Here is a 21,613-nt window from a genome sequence, read left to right as displayed (position 1 = left end):
TTTGATGAAAGGTTGTGTTTGAGAATGAGTAGACAAGGCTGGCGGAACTTCAAGCTCTACGCCATTACAGCGAAATCTAATCACCCTGGCAGATCAGTCGTTGAAGTGATGGAGCAGGCGCTGATTGGCGGAGCTCAAATGGTTCAGCTTCGCAACAAAACAGGGACGAGGGATGAGGTGCTTGAAGAGGCCAAAGCCCTTCGAATACTAACGCGAAAATATAAAGTGCCTCTTATCATTAATGATTATCCTGATCTTGTTCTTGAGACGGATGCTGACGGTGTTCATTTAGGTCAGGATGATATGCCAATTGCCAAAGCAAGAGAATGGCTTGGAGTTGACCGTATAATTGGCATATCCACGCATAACCTGCAGCAAGCGCTGGCTGCTGAACAGGAGGGAGCCGATTATATCGGCGTTGGGCCAGTGTACCCTACCGAAACAAAGCCGGGCCGTACGGCTGTTACTACGAGTTATGTCAAGGAAGCAGCGCATCATATTTCCATACCGTTCGTGGCTATTGGCGGCATCACACTTGATAATGTTGATGCCGTGCTAGCGTCAGGGGCAACACGGATATGCGCAGTTTCAGCCATTGTTGGCCATAATGATCCGGCTGGTGTTTGTCAGGCTTTCTTAAAGAAAATTGATGCACATCGTTCTGAATATGTTCATCCATTTAAGACAGTGAAGATAAATGGCCGTGAGGAGCAGACTAGCGCTAAAACAGTGGAAGAACTGGTCATCCAGCTTGGACAACAACATAAAAAGCTCATTATTGAGCTTAACGGTATGATCGTACAACGTGCAAGGTGGGCTGAAACTGAATTACTTGGCGGAAGTTCCATCGAACTTGTACATTTTGTCGGAGGGGGCTGAATATTTTGGGAAATTGGAATCATGAAGATGTCCTTCTTATTGGAGGCCATGCGCTGCGGTCGCGCTTTTTGTTCGGTACGGGGCGATTTCCAAGTCCTGCTGTACTGCAGCAGGCGCTTGAAGCGTCGGGTTCGGAGGTTATTACGTTCGCGGTTAGAAGGGTTAATCTAGAGAGTGTAGAGGATGATTCGGTACTTCAACACTTTGAAGATAGACAAATGCAATATTTGCCGAATACATCTGGTGCGAGAACAGCGGAGGAGGCTGTTCGAATTGCGCGTCTGGCGAGAGAAGCTGGGCTTGGCAACTGGATTAAGGTTGAAATCAGCGGAGACCATCGAACACTTTTGCCTGACCCTATAGAAACGCTGCGTGCTACGGAGCAGCTTGCGAACGAGGGTTTTATCGTTCTTCCTTATACATCTGATGACCCAATTCTATGCCGGAAATTAGAGGAAGCAGGAGCTTCAGCAATCATGCCTGGAGGATCGCCAATTGGATCCGGGCTCGGATTGCTCAATCCCTATAACCTCGGACTTATTGCGGAGCAGTCGAGCGTTCCAGTCATCATCGATGCGGGTATTGGAGCGGCGAAAGATGCTGCGGAAGCGATGGAGCTAGGCGCGGACGGCATTTTGGCTAATACGCCTATCGCTAAAGCACAGGATCCGATTATGATGGCTCGCGCTTTTCGATTAGCGATTGAAGCAGGGCGGCTGGCATGGCTGGCTGGCCGCATACCGAAAAAACGTTATGCATCCGCAAGCAGTGATTGGGCAGGTTCATTATTTGAAACAGGAGTTAGCGCAGGAGGGGAACAATAATGCCCCAATCGGTAATTATACTTGGTGGCGGCATTATTGGTTTGTCTTGTGCCTTCGAGTCGGCGCGTAGAGGCATGTACGTAACACTCATTGAGCCAAGCGCACTCGGAGGGCAAGCATCCGGCGCAGCAGCAGGCATGCTTGCTCCATTTTCAGAAAATACGGAGCAGCCCGATCATTTTTTTCAGCTGTGCCTAAACAGTCACCGCAGCTACCCGGCGTGGATTAAAGCGATCGAGGAACAATCCGGCATGTCGACGGAGTGGGTGCAGAGCGGCAGCATTAACGTTTTTATGCATGAAGCAGACGTCTTGCCCATACAATCCAGATTGCAGTGGCAAAATGAATGGGGAGCCGAAGCTCAGCTTATTGATGCAGCTCAGCTTAGGAAGCTGGAGCCGATGCTTGCTCATTCGGCAATTGCGGGCGTATTTACGCCAAAGGAGAGCCATGTGTACGCGCCAAAGCTTGTTGCAGCGCTTGAAGAAGCTTGCCGGAGGTTAGGTGTCGTCATCCTATCCCATGCGGGTAAAATTGAAGAGGTTGCAGTTCAACAGAGCGGGGGAGCGTCTGTCCGAGCAGAAACGATGATAAAGAAGGTTCATGCCGATCGGCTAGTCGTCTGCGCGGGCGCTTGGTCAGGTGAATATGAAAGATGGTTCGGACTTTCTGTTCCGATCCATCCCATTCGGGGACAAATCTGTTCTTACGAGCATCAAGAAACTGAAGTTCGCCATATGATCTTCTCCAGCCAAGCCTATTGGGTCGGAAAAAGAAATGCTCGGCTCGTATGCGGTGCTTCTGAAGATGTTGCGGGCTTTGAGACGAGTGTGACAGAACGAGGCATCGGCCGCTTAATTCGCAGCAGCAATCAGCTTTTTCCATTTCTTAAAGGCAAAGAAACCGCGCATCGGTGGGCAGGCTTGCGTCCCGCAACGCGAGATGGAATGCCAATGCTTGGGCAAGTAGAGGGAATGCCAGCCGTTATTATGGCCGCAGGTCATTATCGCAACGGTATTTTGCTAAGTCCAATCACAGCTCATATTGTTGCTGATCTATTGGAAGAAAAGCAGGGAGAACCGTCGATCAGCAGATTTTCTCCTAACCGCTTTACGACTATTGCTATGAGAGGAAGACTTTCTACTTGATAGGAAGCCGCATGAAGGCAGCACGAAATATATAACTTATTGCATTGAAAACATATGAAAAATCTGCTATATTGAAAACGAGAATCGTTATCAGTTAAGTAGGTTTTTTTTTATGTCTGGAAACATACTTCCTTTACGATGCATTTTTTATCAACCAAAGTATACATACAGAAGGGTAGTTTTAAAATGTCTTCTCTATCAAGCAAGAAAGCGCTGGCAGGCACAAAGCTGCGCACACGGCCGCTAGTGGCTACGATTATTTTATTTGGCGGGTTTGCAGCACTCTTATTATCGCTCGCATTATCTATCTCCGTCGGTGCAGCAGATATCAGTCTCTCAACGGTGTGGGATGGCGTATTCCACTTCAATGAGGAAAACATTCAGCATCAAATTATTAAAGAGCTTCGTATGCCGCGTGCGTTAGCCGCTGCTTTGGTGGGAGCAGCTTTCGCTGTCGCAGGTTCTGTTATGCAAGGCATGACTAGAAACCCATTAGCAGACTCGAGCTTGCTTGGAATTAACGCAGGAGCAGGTTTTATGTTGGCGCTTTGCTTCGCTTTTTTCCCTTCGATATCTTATCTTGGTCTTATGTTTGTGTGCTTTGCGGGTGCAGCAGTTGCAATGGGACTCGTATACGGAATCGGCTCATTAGCAAAAGGGGGCCTAACACCCGTGCGGCTTACACTGGCTGGTGCGGCTGTAGGGGCATTGCTGCTTGCTATAACAGAAGGCATAGCGATATATTATAAAATCGGTCAGGATTTGGCTTTTTGGTATGCTGGCGGGGTAGCCGGAACGAAATGGCTGCAAATTCAAATTGTATGGCCATGGGTAGTTGGTGGACTGCTTGGCGCCATCGTGTTATCGCGCTCCATTACATTGTTAAGCTTAGGCGATGATGTTGCTGCAGGTCTTGGACAACGAACTGGCCTAGTAAAAGCAGCAGGCGTCATAATAGTCTTATTGCTGGCAGGCACCGCCGTTTCAGCGGTAGGCTCTATCGGTTTTGTAGGCTTGATTATTCCTCATATCTCACGATTCCTAGTTGGTGTCGACTATAGATGGATCATTCCATGCTCGGCGGTTTTGGGAAGTTTGCTTATGGTGCTGGCGGATATTGGCGGGCGATTGATTAATCCGCCTCAGGAAGTGGCTATCGGTATTATAATCGCGGTTATAGGCGTTCCGTTCTTCCTCTATCTTGTAACAAGAATGAAGGGAGAATAAGCATGAATACTTACTTTATTACCGAAACCGAACGGCGTAGAAGAAAACGCGCAGTCCTCGTAATGACCGTGCTTAGCGTACTTATTATTTTGTCTGTTATCATTAGTATGAACACTGGTTTTATTCGCTTAGCGCCGCTTGATGTATTTAAAACGTTATTGGGATCAGGAACAGCTAAGCAGGAGCTAATTCTATTTGATTTCCGCTTGCCGCGGATTGTCATCTCTATATTAATTGGCGCAGGTTTTGCAGTATCGGGCTGTATTATACAAGGATTATCGCGCAACCCGCTTTCTGATCCAGGGCTGCTGGGTATAAACGCGGGCGCAGGGCTTGCAGTTATATTGTTTATTTCTTTTTATCCGACAACGGAAAAGGGCTCTATTTTTTTGATGCCGTTTCTTGCATTAATCGGTGCATCATTTACCGCATTGCTTATTTTTGTACTTTCGTATAAGAGACATCGAGGGTTATTGCCAACTCGGATGATATTGGTAGGTATCGCTGTAGCGGCGGGTATTAGCGCAGCGATGCAGCTTTTGATTTTGCGTCTAACGCCAGAGAAATATCAGTTTTTTGCTGTATGGATGGCGGGGAGCATTTGGGGAACGAACTGGAAGTATGTGCTTGCACTGCTCCCATGGTTAATCGTTATTTTTCCAATCGTGCAATATAAGTCGAAAGCCTTGAATGCTTTAAATTTAGGCGATCAATTGGCAGTTGGACTTGGAGCTCAAGTGAACAAGGAGCGGGCATTGCTGCTTGCTGCAGCGGTGGGCCTGGCTGGTTCTTGCGTTGCTGTCGGCGGGGGCATCGGATTTGTCGGACTCATAGCGCCTCACTTGGCAAGAAGACTTGTCGGTCCGCAGCATCAGGTATTATTGCCAGCTTCAGCATTTGTAGGCGCGCTGCTCGTTATTGTGGCGGATACACTTGCCAGATGGGCATTCCAGCCAAACGAAATTCCAACAGGCATCGTTGTTGCTGTTATTGGAGCACCTTATTTCTTGTATTTATTGTCCAGATCGAAATAGTTAAAAAAGTTGAAACAGAAACCGCGGAGAGCAGCATGCTCCCGCGGTTTTTTGTTTGTTAAAAGCCGCATATGTACATTTGTCTGTACTCCTTGTAGCCAGCCCATGGGTACCTGCATATATTACCTATGACATTTCAGGTGGAAGAAGGAGAGGACTATGACAAAAAACAGAAAAGGGAAAAGCCCGAAGGGGCGAAAGCCGCTTTTTTATGTTGATAATCCGAATGCTTCCGAGTTAAAGTGGCTAGATGATTTGAACAGGAAGAAGGCCGCTGTTGCACAAGCACATGCAGCTAAAACGTTGATTAAAAAAGAGGAAGAAGAGAAGGAGAAGGAGAAGGCGAACATTAACGCACTCGCTCTCATTCTCGAAAATCCATTAGAGCAGATGGATTCGGAAGTTGTCACGATGGAGGACGCTGAGGAGATTGAACAGTTAGAACAGCTTATTCAACTGGAATTAGAGGAGCAAGCAGAACAGCTGGAGCAAGTGCTGCAGCTGGGACTGTTGGAACAAGAAGAGCAGCAGGAACAAGCGGGGCAAGTAGAACTGTTGGAGCAAGGGGAACAGCTGGAACAATCGGAACAGCAAGAACAATTGGAACAATCGCAAAAAGAAGAGCAGCAGGAGCAATTAGAACATTTGGATATGCTGGAGCAGCTGCAGCAGATTGAAGAGCAAGAGCGTCTCGCTGTCGAAGAGCTTGCCGAGCAGATTGATCAGTTAAGCTTGGAAGAAAAGTTTGAGAAACTTGATGAGAAATTGGCGCCGGAAGGTCCTCCAGCTTTTATATACACGGATGATTTGGTGGACTTTTCGGTTACATCAGAGAAAATTGCACCTGGGTCGATCGACAGCAGCAAGCTGGCAGCTGGCAGCGTGCAGGCAAGCACGATTGCCGATTATTCCATTCACACCATTCATTTAGCTGACGGCACAATCAACTCCGCTAAAATTGCAAAAGAATCGATTATGGGCGAGCATTTGGTAAACCACTCGATTACTGGAAACAAAATTTTGGATTATTCAATTTCTGGAAATAAACTTCAAGACGGCAGCATCTCGTCGGAGAAGCTTGCAGATCGTACGATCAGTATGGACAAAATTGCAGAAGGGTCAATCGAGTCCAGGCATTTGAAGTCATTGCTCATTACAACAGACCTGCTTGCCGATCAAGCCATTACTGGCGATAAAATTAAAAGCGGTACGATCCGACCGGAAAATTTGGCTAATGAGGCCATTGACAACTCAAAGCTTTCTGAAGGAGCAGTAACACACTCCAAGCTTCGTGACTCAGCAGTTACGAGTGAGAAGATAGCAGCAGAAGCGATTGAAGCGGAGCATTTGAAGCCTGGATTGCTGCTATCTGAGCATGTCGCAGTTGGTATTATTCAGGGAAAGCATTTGGCCCTCGGAGATATAGCCGCGGAACATCTAGCAGAAGGGGCAGTCGGAACAAGGGAGCTGCAAGCAAAAGCGGTAAAAGCAGAACAATTAGCGGACGAATCGGTATCTTCGTCTCATCTTCAAGCAGCGGCCGTTCTGAGCTCCCACATCGGAACAGGGCAAATAACAAGTGAGCACATCGGGGATCAGTCCATTAACTCTAGGAAGCTTGCGGATCAATCGGTATCCACCATTAAAATTGTTGATCATTCAATAACGATCTCTAAGCTTTCTGATCAATCCGTTAATGCTCAGAAGCTCGCGAATGACTCCGTTCACAGCCGTCATTTGGGCACCGGGAGCATTACATCCGACAAAATTGCCGATGGGCAAATATTGCAGGCGCATCTGACAACAGATGCAGTAAATATGAAGCATATTGCAGCAAATGCAATTAAACGGGATCATTTGCAGAGCGGGATTGTTAATGAAGATAAAATCGCGCCTTTATCCATTCGTGTTGGCCATATTGGTATGGAGGCCGTTGGTACTACTCAATTAGCGGATGCTTCAATTACGCGAAGCAAGTTGGCTGATGGTGCTGTTGATAGTAAAGTCATAGCAAACTTTGCTATTGAATCCCGACATCTTCAGGATGAATCGGTAACGTTTCAGAAGCTAGCCCCTGAAGTGTTAAGGTCGTATCATTTTACTAAGGGTGCCGTAACGGGTGAAGCGATTTCTTCTGAAGCAGTGAACGGCATGCATTTAAAATCCGAGATCATTGAAGGACGCCATCTCGCAAAGGATGCTGTAGATAACAAAAAGCTGCAAGACGGTTCAGTTACGAGCAGCAAGCTAACGAAAGGCGCTGTTACGGATCAAGCTATTGCTTCAGGTGCAGTTTTTTCGCATCATTTGGCAGATCATACTGTAAATTCATTAAAGCTTTCCCCTGAATCGGTTACGACCGATAAGCTGGCTGATTTAAGCGTCTCGACTGGCAAGCTCGCAGACGGAAGCGTATCGAGTGTCAAGATTGCGTCTCAAGCTATTATGCCAGGGCATCTCGGAGCCAATTTGATTGCTTCCCACCACCTACAAGCAGAATCGATTCGCTCGACCCATATTGAAGCTCATGCAATTGGAGCTGAACATTTGGCTGATCAATCGATCGGAAATGAGCACCTTCAAGATGGTGTCATTACATCTGCTAAACTAGCTTACGGCGCTGTGCAATCAAAGCAGATAGCAAATGAAGCGGTGCTTAGCCGTCATTTGGGAAATGCATCCGTGCTTGGAATCCATTTGGGAGAAGGGGCGGTTCATGCCGCGCATTTGGCGGATGATTCGATTACGATTGAAAAGCTGACAGCAAACAGTATTGGACCAGCGCAATTGCAAAACGATTCCGTAGGTGCTGATGTCATAAGCAAAGGTGCTGTAGGTACGGATCATATCGCACCAGGAGCTATTACGTCGGGTAAAATAGCGGAATTGTCGATTGGCGCGAAGCAGCTTAAGCCAGAGTCGGTAAATGCAACGCATTTAACAATAAATAGTGTAAACGAACATGCATTGCAGGATGAGTCGGTGACGAGTGCAAAGCTGGCTCAAGATGCCGTTTCAAGCGAGCATGTACAGCTCGAATCACTTGCCGGCAAACATTTGAAATCCGATTCGATTCAAGGCTATCACGTTCGCAAGGGCACGATTACACTAGCTCATTTGGCTAATGATGTGCTTGTGTTTGACCGAATTGCTGACAACAGTATTTTGGGAAGAAAGATTAAGGAAGGCTCTATCGATAGTAAGTTGTTGTCCGTCGACAGTGTGGGGACGGAGCAGCTGGCAGACGGAAGCGTGACGACGTCGAAGCTGAAGCTAGGTAGCGTAGGAAAGGATCAGTTGTCGGACGGAAGCGTAACGACATCGAAGCTGGTACTAGGCAGTGTAGGTTCGGAGCAGCTGGCGAATGAAAGTGTGACGACGACGAAGTTAGTACTAGGCAGCGTAGGCACGAAGCAGTTGGCGGACGGTAGTGTGACGACATCAAAGCTGGAACTAGGCAGTGTGGGTACGGGGCAGTTGGCGGACGGAAGTGTAACGTCGTCGAAGCTGGAGCTAGGCAGCATAAGCTCGGCGCAGTTGTCAGATGGTAGTGTGACCAAATCGAAACTGGAGCTGCGCAGTGTAGGTACGGAGCAGTTGTCGGATCGCAGTGTGACGACATCAAAGCTGGTACTTGGCAGCGTGGGTACGGATCAGTTGACGGATGGCAGTGTAACGGCATCGAAGCTTGAGTTAGGCAGTGTAGGTACGGAGCAGTTGGCGGACGGTAGTATAACAAAATCGAAGCTGGTACTAGGCAGCGTAGGCTCGGATCAGTTGTCGGATGGCAGTGTGACGACGAATAAGTTGGTACTTGGCAGCGTGGGTACGGATCAGTTGATGGATAGCAGTGTGACGACATCGAAGCTGGTACTTGGCAGCGTGAGTACGGATCAGTTGTCGGATGGCAGTGTGACGACGACTAAGTTGGTACAGGGCAGTGTAGGTACGGATCAGTTGGCGGATGGCAGTGTGACGAAATCCAAGCTGGAGCTACGCAGCGTAGGTACGGATCAGTTGTCGGATGGCAGTGTGACGAAATCGAAGCTGGAGCTGCGCAGTGTAGGTACGGATCAGTTGGCGGATAGCAGTGTAACAAAATCAAAGCTGGTGCTAGGCAGTGTAGGCTCGGATCAGTTGTCGGATGGCAGTGTGACGAAATCGAAGCTGGAGCTGTGCAGTGTAGGTACAGAGCAGTTGGCGGACGGCAGTGTAACAAAATCGAAGCTGGTACTAGGCAGTGTAGGGCCGGAACAGTTGTCGGATGGCAGTGTGACGACGACGAAGCTGGTGCTTGGCAGCGTGGGTACGGAACAGTTGTCGGATGGCAGTGTGACGACCTCGAAGCTTGAACTAGGCAGCGTAGGTACGGATCAGTTGTCAGATGAAAGTGTAACTGCAACAAAGATTGCGTTAGAGAGCATAGGCTCGGAGCAGTTAATGGATGGAAGCGTGACTGCATGGAAACTAGCGTTTGGCAGCGTTGGATCAGAACAGCTGACGGACGGAAGTGTGACAACAGAGAAGTTGGCGTTAGGCAGCGTAGGTTCGAATCAGCTGTTGGACGGAAGCGTGACATCAACGAAGCTGGCATTTGGCAGTGTTAATTCGGAACAGCTGACGGAAGGCAGTGTAACGACATCGAAGCTGGCGTATGAAAGCATAGGTTCGGAGCAACTAGCTGATGGCAGTGTGACAACATCGAAACTGTCGCATGGAAGCATTGGTTTAGAACAACTAATGGATAGAAGTGTGACATCATCGAAACTTGCGTATGGAAGCGTTGGTTCAGAACAACTGACGGATAGAAGTGTGACATCAGCGAAGCTTACGTATGGAAGCGTTGGATCAGAACAGCTGACTGACGAAAGTGTGACAACAGAGAAACTGGCGTTAGGCAGCATAGGTTCGAATCAGCTGATGGACGGAAGTGTGACATCATCGAAGCTGGCATTTGGCAGTGTAAATTCGGAACAGCTGACTGATGGAAGTGTGACGACATCGAAGCTTGCGTATGGAAGCGTAGATTCAGAACAGCTGATGGGCGGAAGTGTAACATCATCAAAATTGGCATATGACAGTGTAGGTTCAGAGCACTTGATAGACAGAAGCGTGACGACGACCAAGCTAGCTTTTGACAGCGTAGGTTTGGAACAGCTGATGGACGGAAGCGTGACATCCGCGAAGCTGGCGAATGGAAGCATTGGTTCAGAACAACTGACGGATAGAAGTGTGATATCCACAAAGCTTGCGTATGGAAGCGTAGGTTCAGAACAACTGACGGATAGAAGTGTGACATCAGCGAAGCTTACACATGGAAGCGTAAGTTCAGAACAGTTGGCAGACGGAAGTGTGACGACATCGAAGCTGGCTTATGGCAGTGTAGATTCAGAACAGCTGATGGGAGGAAGCGTAACTTCATCGAAACTGGCGTATGATAGCATAGGTTCAGAGCACTTATTGGACGGAAGCGTGACAACGACGAAGCTGGCGTTTGGCAGCGTAGGTTCGGAGCAGCTGACGGACGGAAGCGTGACAACGACGAAGCTGGCATTAGGCAGCGTAGGTGCGGAACAGCTGACGGACGGAAGCGTGACAACGACGAAGCTGGCGTTTGGCAGCGTAGGTGCGGAACAGCTGACGGACGGAAGCGTGACAACGACGAAGCTGGGAATTGGCAGCGTAGGATCGGAGCACCTGACGGACGGAAGCGTGATAACGACGAAGCTGGCGTTTGGCAGCGTAGGTTCGGAGCAGCTGACGGACGGAAGCGTGATAACGACGAAGCTGGCGTTTGGCAGCGTAGGTTCGGAGCAGCTGACGGACGGAAGCGTGATAACGACGAAGCTGGCGTTTGGCAGCGTAGGTTCGGAGCAGCTGACGGACGGAAGCGTGACGACAACGAAGCTAGCGTTTGGCAGCGTAGGTTCGGAGCAGCTGACGGACGGAAGCGTGACAACGACGAAGCTGGGAATTGGCAGCGTAGGTTCGGAGCAGCTGACGGACGGAAGCGTGACGACAACGAAGTTGGGAATAGGCAGCGTAGGTGCGGAACAGCTGACGGACGGAAGCGTGACAACGACGAAGCTGGCGTTTGGCAGCGTAGGTTCGGAGCAGCTGACGGACGGAAGCGTGACAACGACGAAGCTGGGAATTGGTAGCGTAGGCGCAGAACAGCTAACGGACGGAAGCGTGACAACGACGAAGCTGGCGTTTGGCAGCGTAGGTTCGGAGCAGCTGACGGACGGAAGCGTGACAACGACGAAGCTAGCGTTTGGCAGCGTAGGTGTGGAACAGCTGGCGGACGGAAGCGTAACTTCAGCGAAGCTCGCTCTAGGCAGCGTAGGAACGGAACAAATTGTTCCGGGAAGCATTACTGCAGATTTGTTGGCACCTGGATTATTGCTGAGCAATGTAGAGGGTTCAGCAGTAAATCAAGTAGATCAGGTTGCAGATGGCTCAATTACTGGAAGGCATATTCAAGAGCAATCCATTGGTCTTTCAGCACTGCAATTTGCACCTGTAATTACTAATGCGAGCCAAGGCATAGTAAAGCAGCAATTTGGGCTTGCACCTTACAGCTTTGCTGCGCAAGCAGAACAAGTAGAGCTTATCATTCCATTTGATGAGCCGTTCGTGGATAATTATTACGTGCTAACCGTAACGACTGACAACCCGGCCTGCTATGCTGTAGTTCATTCGAAAGCTGCGGCTCATGCAGTTATTCTCATCATTCGTACACGCATCAGTCAAGAGCCAATTGGCCATCTCAACTGGATTGCTATCGGTAAAGGATAAGACGAATTGAAAAGGAGATTGCCTGTAGGTGTAAAATACCGAGGGCAGTCTCTTTTTATACACAATTATAAGACAACTCTAGCATTTTGTTGTCGCAGCATTTTATACTCATTCCTTGATAAGCAGTACACTTGCCGTTGCAGATATCTCTTCAAAACATACTATATGATGTTGATGTAAAAAAGATCAAATGACGGATTGGAGAGGTTATCGATGAGACGCAAAAAAAGACCGGTCCGACGTCTCAAAAACAATGTTAGCTTGCGCAATACAGCGGAAAAAAGAGTAGAGAGATATAGGCTGGGTATGAATGAAGGCTATGAGGAAGGATTGAAAGCTGGCATTGAAAGCTATGATTCATATTTCGAAGGAACTAGCATAATCATTCCCAGTCATAATGAGGTTGAATCGGTAAAAGCATGTATCGAAGGCATTATGGATCATACCGATTTGCCTTATGAAATCATCGTTATAGATAATGGATCTTCAGATGGCATCGAGCATTATTTACGACAACTAGACGGCCAAGTGCGGTATCGTATTTTAGCAAAGTCGGCAGGCTTCACAGGCGCTGCAAATAAAGGTTTAATGATGGCTAAAGGGACGACTATTTTGCTGCTAAACAATGGGATGCGACCGACTGGAAATTGGCTCGACAATCTATTAATATGCTTGAATAGCGATGCTGGCATCGGAATGGTAGGCCCTGTCTCTATCGGACTGACTGGCAAACAAAAGATGGAATTTCATGTTGATATGGAAGATATGCATGAACTTGCGAGATTAAATAATGCTAGTGATTCATCGAAATGGCATCAAACAGAGCGGTTAGCTAGCAGATGCCTGCTCTTTCGGCGCGAGCTGCTGGAGAAAGTGGGCTTTCTCGATGAAGGCTGCCAAGAGTCGCCGTTTGAAGCAGAAGATTATGGCTTGCGAGTGAGATTGCAAGGATATTCATTGGTTTACGCGCGCGACGCCTACATTCATGCCGAACGAAATGATAAGGAGCTGGCGGAGTACAACGCTAGAGAGTCCGAGGCGCTTGAATCCAAGCATTATTTTATGAACAAATGGAGCGGCTTGGATGAGAAGTTTTTGGACCGAGAGGGAACTGACTTTGAACGTCAAGCCAAGCTTCCTGAATGGGAAGCGAGCATTAGACCGAAGCTTGGGGAGTCGGTGTTTTATCCGCAGCAAATGGTCGTAAAAGGTTTTGGAGAAACAATTTATTGGATAGAGGACAGCGTTAGACGGCCCATTCATGGCTTATGGGAGCAGCCAGTTAAACGCGTATCTCAGCTTGACTTGTGTCGTTGGCCGATCGGTGAGCCTATCGAGGTGGATGTAGTCATTTCACGTAAAGGCTCGCTATATTACGGTGATAGCAACGAACTCCAAAATGGCAGCATTTATGCAAGTGAGAACGGAAGCAGCTTCTATCTTGAGAATGGCAAGAAACGTATTATTATGAGTCGCCTTGCTGCCGATGGCTGGGGTTTGCAGCTTGGGCATAAAGAGAAGCTTTCCGAAGCAGAGCTTCGTATGATTCCCGATGGCTTGCCCTTGATCGCACCGATTACGCTTCGTCAAGCATTGTAACAAAAGGGAAGTATCCACTGCTGCGGAGCACGCATATGATGTAGGAGCAAGGAGGGAAAGTGCGATGCAAGCTACAATTACGGAAATTATGCAGCATATGTCTCACGGCAATGTACAAATGGCACGAATGCTAGAAGCAGAACGGCATGTAACGGTTCGCTTATCCGAGATCGTGCAGGCGCTTCCAGACGAGCATCCGAATTTAGGAGGTTTATCTGGCATTCTGGAAAATACGCAAGCGGTGGGTCAGAATATCGTTGCATATTTGAATAGTATCGCAGATTTTCAAGAAACGATTGCTGCTCAACTTACCTATGTCGTGCGTGAGCTTAAGGAAGCAGACGGGGAAGAATAGAGAGCAAATAAGGAGGCCTAGCTTGCAATGGATCGTGATCAAGCCTATATGCGAATGCTTAGCTCAACAGCTAATATGCAATGGAATATAGCAATTATGCTGGAAGCCAAAGCGGCTGAGGCAGAGAAGATGCGAGGCTGGATATGTAATCATGTGCATAGCCACACCTTTAATTCGCACCAAACGCAGCTAGGCCAATCTATTCAAATGCATGATCAGGTGATTGAGATGATCGATGGAATAGCGAAGCTTAATCAAGGGATCGTGTCTATTATGAAGGCCGTGCTGCAGCAAGAGGAAGAAATGTCAGAGAGTTATGGTGATTCATTGCCTTCGCTGGGCAAGGGCTTCACCTTTGGTGACAAAAACTGATGGAGACCTTGGGATCTGAACGAGAGGCAAGAGCGGCTTTTTTAGCCTCGCTTGCTAGAAGCCAAGGCGCGCTTGCCCGTATATTAGAAAGTATCGCTGATGTGTCTGACGCTTCACAAGGAACAGTTAAGCTCCTCCGGGACAATGTAAGATCGCTTACCGCACTACAGGAAACGATTGCTGAATCGGTAACAAGCCTTGCTTGGCATAGACGGATAAAACGGAAGGGTAATCCAACGAAGCCATGGCTTCAGCCTGAGCTGCCTATCTATGGCGTTCATTGGTCAGGGGGAGAGGGGATTGTTGAACAGTAAGAGCAAAACACGGAAAAGTGAAAGTGCACTAAGCCCTCGCAAACGGACAGCAAGAAGAAATACGACAAGCAAAAAAACACTACAACGTAGAAAACAAGTACCGAGGAAACGATTTGCCCATAAGGAAACCGAACGAGCTGGACTTGGGCAAACCTTTAATGACGGCTATAACACAGGGTTTGCAACGGGTTTTGAAGATGGACACCAAGCAGCATACGAGAGTCAACCCTAAATGGCTGTAGAAAAACAGCCCTCTACACCATCGGTTCCAAGCGGAATGTAATCGATGGAGTATAGGGCTGTTTAGCATGTTCTAGAAGGACCAGCGAAGAACGACGCCAGCTTGAGTTAATCCGCCTCCAAAGCCGTATAGGAGTAAAAGATGTCCAGGCTTAACGTAGCCGGATTTCACAGCCTCGTCTAGGGCAAGCGGAATGGATGCAGCAGATGTGTTGCCATATTGTTTTATACTCGATAAGGTTTGTTCAAGTGAGAAGCCTGTTCTTTCGCAAAGCGATTCTATAATTCGCATATTTGCGCTATGAGGAATAAACCAATTGATTTCTGCCGGTGTATATCCGCTCTTCTCCAATAGCTGCTGAACACCTTCAGCTACATGACTAACCGCCCAGCGATATACTTCCCGGCCATTTTGCACGATTAAACCGTTCGTTTGTATATCATGCTCACCAATTGCGGATGCTAAACTGCTGCGATAAAGCAGATGACCACGGGCACCATCTGTTTTGGTGTATACTGCTTCGATATCGCCATGTCCATCATGCGAAGCTTCCATAAGAATTGCGCCAGCCCCGTCGCCAAACAAAATACAGGTCGTACGGTCCGTATAGTCCGTAATTTTGGATAACGTTTCTGCGCCAAGCACTAAAATTTTGCGATGCGCTCCAGATAACAACAAGCCATTCGCTAATTGAATGGCAGCGGCAAAACCAGCACAGGCTGCTTGAATATCAGCTGCACCTGCATGGCTGATGTTGAAGTGCGACTGCACCTGAGAAGCTACGCTTGGGAAGACAGCATCTGGCGTAGAAGTAGCCACAATAATGTAGTCAACATCAGTCACACTTACGCCGTAGCGTTCAATCATATTATGAACAGCTTCAAAGCATAGATCGCTGGTGAACTGACTGTCGGAGGCGATATGACGCTCCTTGATGCCGGTTCGCTGCATGATCCATTCATCGCTCGTCTCCACAAGCTTCTCCATCTCTGTGTTTGTTAAAATCCGTTCAGGAACGTAAGTGCCTATTGCGGTAATGACGGCATTCGATTGAATGGCAGATGGTTTTATTTTGTCCATACAATGCACACTTCCTCTCAAAATTAGTACCAAGTACTAGTATCTGATACTAATTTACTTCATCCCTTTTGCTTTGTCAATGCAATGAATAGCGAGTCCCGAAAAGGCGAACGCTAAGGAAGGGTCCGGTGCCTAAACAAAACAAGTTGGAGGATGGCTAAATGCGCAAACAAATCGTTGCTTTGTCTGCAGGTGTGCTGCTAAGCACAATGCTGGCAGGCTGCATGGAAAATCACGGTGAGCTTGGAAATAAAGACATCCGCTCGAACAGTATCCGTTATGATGCAAATGGAAATTTATTAAAAAATAAACGATTCGCCGATGACCAAATGAATGAGAAAAATAGAGTAAATGGACGAAGGCTAAACAGCAATAACCTGATTGGCTCACATAAAAATTATAGAATGCAAATGAATGAAAAAATGGCTAAGGAGATCACAGATTTAGGTGTAGTCAAATCTTCATATGTGATGATAACCGACCATAACGCATACGTCGCTGTTTCATTAGATGAGATTCAGCCTAAGGTTGAATCCAAAATGCTAAGTCGAACAAATAGTGGGTATATGGGAAAAGAGGGCGTGGAGATTAGCCGGCGCATGAGCACTCTGTCTACAGGAAACCATATGCTTACGGCGCAAGTAAAGGAACAAATTGCGAGTAAAGTGAAGCAATTAAATCCGAGCATTGAACATGTATATGTATCAGCTAATCCTGATTTTGTTGGGCGGATGAATGCGTATATGAATGATGTGAAGCTTGGGCATCCTATACAAGGCTATATTGCAGAATTTAATGCGATGGTCGAACGAATTTTTCCAGCCCAGACTGTAGAAAATAAGATGAAGAGCAAAAGCATCAAAGATAGGCGCATGATTTACGACTAAAGGGCAGGTAATCGTAATGAAAATACAGAAACGGCTGGAGGGTTTCAATCTCTGAGCCGTTTTTATTTTGGAATGGCAATGGGTAAAACTATCAGATAATCTTCACCCTATATTTAGACGGATACTAGGGTTTCCTATGAAACAAGGCAATCATAGGATATGACAGGAGAGGAGATGGTCGTACTGCCATGAATGATAATAGACTAGTTATAGCTAGATTGGGAGAGGCATTATGATTTTTGGTACGGTTATACATGCAGAGCATACAGACAAAGCGATAATGATGGCCAAATCCATTAAGAAACATATGCCTAATGGCAAGGTTATCATTGGTGTGATGGAGGAAACTATGCCTAATGCCGCTTTTGGCTGTCCTTATTTTGATGAGGTCGTGCTCATGAAAGATACGGATGCATATTCCAATATGAAAAAGTTTTTTTTCCAGTACACTCTTCAAGAAGCACAGCGGGCTTGCAAGGCTTTATTGGTGAACTATATATACAAAAAGTATACGAATGAGATAGCTATCCATTACTTGGATGCGGATACATGGGTCATTTCGCCATTTGAAGAGCTTGCAGACGGTTTCAATCAGCATCCTATTACTTTGATTGGAAAAGTCATTGATCCAGAGTTTCTGGATTTGGACTGGTTGACTGATGTTAGGAAAAACGGGATCTATGATTCAAGCTTTATGAGCTTTAAACGTCATGCTGTTACGGAAAGCTTCCTGAAATGCTGGCTCAAGCTTAGTGGAAATAATTGTTATTATGATCAGGCGATCCATAATTTTATCGATCAAGGATGGCTGGATCAATCGCACACACTCTTTGATGGTGTCTTTTCCTTGCGTGATGCGGGTTATCAGGTCTCTCACAGCAACCTTATGGAGAGATGGGATATATCAAAAACTGCTCCTTATACGTATTCCATTGGTAATAGACCGCTGCGCTCCATTCGAATATCCAATGATTTTGAGCTGGCAATCTCATGGATCGAGCATGAGAAGGGGCAGCTATACGGAGAATTAATCGAAGAATATAGAAATGAATGGATAGAAATAGAACGTTATACAGCGGCGAGCTCAACCTGGAGCTATAGTCACTTCACTAGCGGGGAAATGATTGCAGATCAAACGAGAGGAAAGTTTCGCATGCACTACTATGACAATTCTGAAGTTGAAAATCCATTTTTGCTTTCAAATGGGTATTTTCATTCAGAATCGTTGAGTACGGATGTGATGGATCAACCGACTCCGTATTACGCGGACGAACCAGATCGGATAAAACATCGAAACTTTACGGTGAAAAAGAGAAGAGCTCGGCGCAAGTTAAGGAAGCCTATCCGCAAAAAACGTCGTCTTTCGTATTGAGATATGCCTCAATTGAAATGAAAAAAATGCACCCGTTAGCCTAGGTGCATTTTTTTGCATTCTTATTTATTTAATCTTGCACGATGCTTCGTGTAACCAAAGTTTGCTTCAACATATTGAATCGCTCTTCTCACTTGCCTCTCGTAAAGTTCGGAGCTTGACATCAACCGATCGATTTCATTCGTTACATTGGAAGGTTCAGCATAAATGGCGGCTTCACCAAAAAGCTCCTTGTAGCTTGGGGGAAGAATAACCGGCACGCCAGCAGCCATTGCCTCAAAAATAACGCGGCCAAACGCTTCGACACAATTGGGATGTGTATAGTAAACAAAGACGTCGAGTCCTGCCAAAAAAGACTTTGGCGAGCGTTTTCCAAATCCAAGCACATGCCAATTTTGAGGCAGCTTTCCTAATATCCGACGCGGTGTTCTGGCACCGCCAAGAATGTGTATTTCATATTTTGATGAAGCGGGATAAATTTTTAGAAGATCCGTTCGATTGGAAGGCCATTTCACATAAGCATCTCTGGAGTGTCTGCCTATTTTGATCACGCCTCTGTGAGAAGGACGGTTTTTCCGTCTCCATTCCCTCGTATTAATGATGTTGACCCAATCTGCAGAAGCCAATTTAATGTTCTTCAAATCACCTGAATGGTGCTTATAAAGCGTTTTTCTCACTTGAGGGCCGATTGGATGCCATGTGCTGGATTTTCCGAAAAATTGTTTGACCCGCTGCTCGCAGCGACTAATGTTATAAACTAACCGGCCGTATCTGCCATAATCCTTTCTTGGGGTTTGATTGACGATGACGTGTATTCTCTTTGCCGATACGTTCGGTTTATATCTTCTTCTCACATGAAGAATTCGCGGATGTCTAATAATTAGAGTTTCACAGGTAGCTCTGGCGGTTGTATTCAGCATTCGAATGCTCCGCCCATCGACCATACGCTTGATTTTGGGGTTAATTGTACTGGTTTTGCTTCTTGGCTGGCCGGACATGTGAATCAGCCCTGTTGTTAAACCTGCTCTTTTTTGAGCTTTCATTTCTTCTACGTTGGATGAGGTTGTTCCACCCGGCAATCTAAAGTCAGACATCATAATGACGTCAAAATGTCTGCTGCGCTTGCGGTATTTTCCAGCCATATCGTTACCCCTCTCGAAGCATTTGCTTGCTGCAGATTATCGATAGCATATGCGGCATTTGAAAGGAAGGTATAAGGCGAATGCAAGGGAAGTGGAGAATTGGACTGTGATCACGGTGGCAGCATTTTGTATCCAAACTGTCCAAACTATTAATAAGTTGTTTCATATACTATCTAAGCTGATTAAAAATTACTAGAGAGAAGGCGAGAGATTAGAATATGAGCGATTTGCATAATCATAACGCGATTGAAAAGCAGAGAACGGTAGCTATTGTGGGGCTTGGTTATGTGGGTCTGCCACTTGCTCTGCTTTTTGTTCGTAAGGGGTTTAACGTTGTCGGAATTGATTTGGATAGAAGAAAAGTAGAGTCGATTCAATTAGGAAAAAGCTATATAAACGAAATTAAGGATCAGGATATACAAGAAGCGAATTTATCTGACCGCTTTACCGTTTCAAATGAGTTTCATCTAATGGATGCAGCTGAAGCGATCGTTATTTGTGTGCCAACGCCTTTAACTGCGCATGGAACGCCTGATTTGAGCTATTTGACGCAAGCGGCCAAAAAAATCAGCAGTAGACTTAAGCGGCAGCAGCTAGTCATATTAGAAAGCTCAACTTACCCGGGCACTACAAGAGAAGTGCTCCTACCTGTTTTGAATCAAACCGGGCTTAACGCAGGGATAGACTATCATATTGCCTACTCGCCTGAACGGGTAGATCCTGGAAATAAACATTTTGATGTAGAAAGTATTCCAAAGGTAATTAGCGGCGTAACGCCCGGCTGCTTGGAGCGAGTGAAGGAATTATACAATCAAATTTTTATTCGTGTGCATCCCGTTTCCTCCACGGATACAGCGGAGATGACAAAAATATTGGAAAATGCTTATCGACTGGTCAACATTTCTTTCATTAATGAAATGGCATTAATATGCGATGCAATCCATTTGAATGTCTGGGAAATTATCGAGGCAGCCAGTACGAAGCCGTTTGGATACAACACGTTTTATCCCGGGCCTGGAATTGGCGGTCACTGTATTCCGGTGGATCCCTCGTATTTAGCATGGAAGCTGAAGCAGTATGGCATTACTTCTGATTTTATTCACATTTCAAATACAATTAATGATGGAATGCCGCTATATATTACACAGCAGCTTGAACATTATTTGGCGCCTAAAGCGCTCTCGGAAACGAGAATTATGATATATGGAGTAGCCTATAAGCCAGATATAGCTGATTACAGGGAATCAGCGGCTATTGGTTTGATTCAAAGTCTGCATCTAAAAGGTGCGGATGTAGTTTACCATGATCCATACGTACCATCGCTGAAAGTAGATGAGCATAAGCTTGTTAGCTTGGAGCTAAGCGCAGAAACACTTTCAAATACAGATTGTGTTATCATTGCTACTGATCATACTTCTTTGCCGCTGGAACTTGTTTTGGAGCATGCTCCGTTTGTATATGACACCCGAAATGTAGTCAAAGGGATTACGGGCAAATCAAGAATCGTCACGCTCGGAAGCGGCGGATCATGAGAGTATCACTAGCTGTTTATGACCGAGTAAGGAGGCACGATGCAGCCGGCATGGATAAGGAGCATTTTTCCGGTCAGGGGAGGATGACCTCAGGTGTAACCATAGTTACAGCAACGAATAAACCCCTCTTTATGCAAAATCTATTCACTAACTTCAAGCGTCAGCAGTGGAGGGTGAAGGAGATGATCGTGCTGCTCAATAACGATGGAATGAACATTGAACTTTACAAAAAACAGGCCAGCAGCTTTGGAAATGTATCGATATACAAGCTGCCGGCCAATTGGTCGCTTGGGAAATGCTTAAATTACGGCATTAGCAAAGCCCAATATGAGATTATAGCCAAATTCGACGATGATGATTATTACGCTCCGAATTATTTGACTGAGGCGATGCTGCGACTTGAAAAAACGGAAGCGGATTTGATAGGGAAAAATAAGTTTTATATGTACTTTAAGCATTCTTCAAGGCTGATGCTTGCAACGATGCCTAGTAAAAATAGAGTAGCAGGAGCGACGATGCTGTTCAAAAAAAAGCTGTATCCGGACGTTTCTTTCAAACATCTTCGGAAGGGAACGGATATGAGGTTTCAGAAGGACAGCATCAAAAAAGGCTATAAGCTGGCTTTCACAAGTCCCAGCCATTTTGCAGCAATTAGAAGATCCAATCAAACAATGCATACATGGAAGGTTACGAAAAAAACGATTCGATTGCTTCGTGCCAAAAAAATTGCGCAGACGAATCAATACCGAAGAATAGTCAATCAGACCAGCAAACAAAAATAAGGATGGCAACGGCCTATCCTTATTTTT

17 protein-coding genes are annotated in these 21,613 nt (G+C 46.4%); 15 read left to right on the top strand and 2 right to left on the bottom strand.

The features are described 5' to 3' along the window. Positions 1 to 24 precede the first annotated feature (24 nt). The 11 genes from thiE to MHH56_RS23305 all read left to right on the top strand — a co-directional run bounded on the left by thiE (position 25) and on the right by MHH56_RS23305 (position 14,782). Positions 25 to 879: a thiamine phosphate synthase gene (gene thiE / locus MHH56_RS23355; RefSeq protein ID WP_339204072.1), complete on the top strand. Its 855-nt coding sequence runs from the start codon at positions 25 to 27 to the stop codon at positions 877 to 879. Between the two features lie 5 nt (positions 880 to 884). Further along, on the top strand, positions 885 to 1,703 hold the full coding sequence (locus MHH56_RS23350) for a thiazole synthase (protein ID WP_339204071.1): 819 nt from the start codon (positions 885 to 887) through the stop codon (positions 1,701 to 1,703). Further along, positions 1,703 to 2,851, top strand: a complete 1,149-nt coding sequence (thiO, locus tag MHH56_RS23345; protein WP_339204069.1) for a glycine oxidase ThiO — start codon at positions 1,703 to 1,705, stop codon at positions 2,849 to 2,851. Before MHH56_RS23350 ends, thiO begins: the two co-directional genes overlap by 1 nt. Positions 2,852 to 3,037: 186 nt before the next feature. Beyond that, entirely contained in the window at positions 3,038 to 4,078 is a 1,041-nt protein-coding gene (locus MHH56_RS23340) for an iron ABC transporter permease (protein ID WP_339204068.1), read from the top strand. A gap of 2 nt (positions 4,079 to 4,080) precedes the next feature. Continuing rightward, entirely contained in the window at positions 4,081 to 5,112 is a 1,032-nt protein-coding gene (locus MHH56_RS23335) for an iron ABC transporter permease (protein ID WP_339204067.1), read from the top strand. 159 nt (positions 5,113 to 5,271) lie between these two features. Beyond that, positions 5,272 to 11,910, top strand: a complete 6,639-nt coding sequence (locus MHH56_RS23330) for a WIAG-tail domain (protein WP_339204066.1) — start codon at positions 5,272 to 5,274, stop codon at positions 11,908 to 11,910. A 213-nt stretch (positions 11,911 to 12,123) separates the two neighbouring features. Next, positions 12,124 to 13,509 (top strand): glycosyltransferase, encoded by a 1,386-nt coding sequence (locus MHH56_RS23325; protein WP_339204065.1) that lies wholly within the window; start codon positions 12,124 to 12,126, stop codon positions 13,507 to 13,509. A 64-nt stretch (positions 13,510 to 13,573) separates the two neighbouring features. Then, positions 13,574 to 13,864: a nucleoside-diphosphate sugar epimerase gene (locus MHH56_RS23320; RefSeq protein ID WP_076270251.1), complete on the top strand. Its 291-nt coding sequence runs from the start codon at positions 13,574 to 13,576 to the stop codon at positions 13,862 to 13,864. Positions 13,865 to 13,891: 27 nt separating this feature from the next. After that, on the top strand, positions 13,892 to 14,236 hold the full coding sequence (locus tag MHH56_RS23315) for a restriction endonuclease subunit S (RefSeq protein WP_339204064.1): 345 nt from the start codon (positions 13,892 to 13,894) through the stop codon (positions 14,234 to 14,236). Beyond that, positions 14,236 to 14,550, top strand: coding sequence for a hypothetical protein (locus MHH56_RS23310; RefSeq protein ID WP_339204063.1), 315 nt, complete (start codon positions 14,236 to 14,238; stop codon positions 14,548 to 14,550). The genes MHH56_RS23315 and MHH56_RS23310 overlap by 1 nt, the downstream gene beginning before the upstream one ends. Next, positions 14,537 to 14,782: a hypothetical protein gene (locus MHH56_RS23305; RefSeq protein ID WP_339204062.1), complete on the top strand. Its 246-nt coding sequence runs from the start codon at positions 14,537 to 14,539 to the stop codon at positions 14,780 to 14,782. The genes MHH56_RS23310 and MHH56_RS23305 overlap by 14 nt, the downstream gene beginning before the upstream one ends. Before the next feature lie 81 nt (positions 14,783 to 14,863). Here the strand turns inward: MHH56_RS23305 and MHH56_RS23300 are convergent, their stop codons facing one another. Further along, complete coding sequence (locus tag MHH56_RS23300; protein WP_339204061.1) at positions 14,864 to 15,871, bottom strand: ketoacyl-ACP synthase III; 1,008 nt, start codon at positions 15,869 to 15,871, stop codon at positions 14,864 to 14,866. A 161-nt stretch (positions 15,872 to 16,032) separates the two neighbouring features. Here MHH56_RS23300 and MHH56_RS23295 point away from each other — a divergent pair, with 161 nt between their 5' ends. Together MHH56_RS23295 and MHH56_RS23290 are read left to right on the top strand one after the other, a co-directional pair. Then, positions 16,033 to 16,758 (top strand): YhcN/YlaJ family sporulation lipoprotein, encoded by a 726-nt coding sequence (locus tag MHH56_RS23295; RefSeq protein ID WP_339204060.1) that lies wholly within the window; start codon positions 16,033 to 16,035, stop codon positions 16,756 to 16,758. 232 nt (positions 16,759 to 16,990) lie between these two features. Further along, a complete protein-coding gene (locus tag MHH56_RS23290; protein WP_339204058.1) occupies positions 16,991 to 18,130 on the top strand; it encodes a hypothetical protein in 1,140 nt (379 codons plus the stop codon). 62 nt (positions 18,131 to 18,192) lie between these two features. On the opposite strand, the gene MHH56_RS23285 is transcribed toward MHH56_RS23290, so the two are convergent. Continuing rightward, a complete protein-coding gene (locus MHH56_RS23285) occupies positions 18,193 to 19,272 on the bottom strand; it encodes a glycosyltransferase (protein ID WP_339204057.1) in 1,080 nt (359 codons plus the stop codon). Positions 19,273 to 19,490: 218 nt separating this feature from the next. Here MHH56_RS23285 and MHH56_RS23280 point away from each other — a divergent pair, with 218 nt between their 5' ends. Both MHH56_RS23280 and MHH56_RS23275 read left to right on the top strand, forming a co-directional pair. Continuing rightward, a complete protein-coding gene (locus tag MHH56_RS23280) occupies positions 19,491 to 20,804 on the top strand; it encodes a nucleotide sugar dehydrogenase (protein ID WP_339204056.1) in 1,314 nt (437 codons plus the stop codon). Continuing rightward, the gene (locus MHH56_RS23275; protein WP_339204055.1) at positions 20,801 to 21,586 is read left to right on the top strand and encodes a glycosyltransferase; all 786 of its coding nucleotides are present in this window, start codon (positions 20,801 to 20,803) and stop codon (positions 21,584 to 21,586) included. Before MHH56_RS23280 ends, MHH56_RS23275 begins: the two co-directional genes overlap by 4 nt. The last annotated feature ends 27 nt before the right edge of the window (positions 21,587 to 21,613 follow it).

The sequence above is a fragment of the Paenibacillus sp. FSL K6-3182 genome (assembly GCF_037976325.1).
Lineage (GTDB): Bacteria > Bacillota > Bacilli > Paenibacillales > Paenibacillaceae > Pristimantibacillus.
The sequence above is the reverse complement of the archived record's forward strand: the minus strand, read 5'-3'. Positions and strand labels throughout refer to the sequence as shown.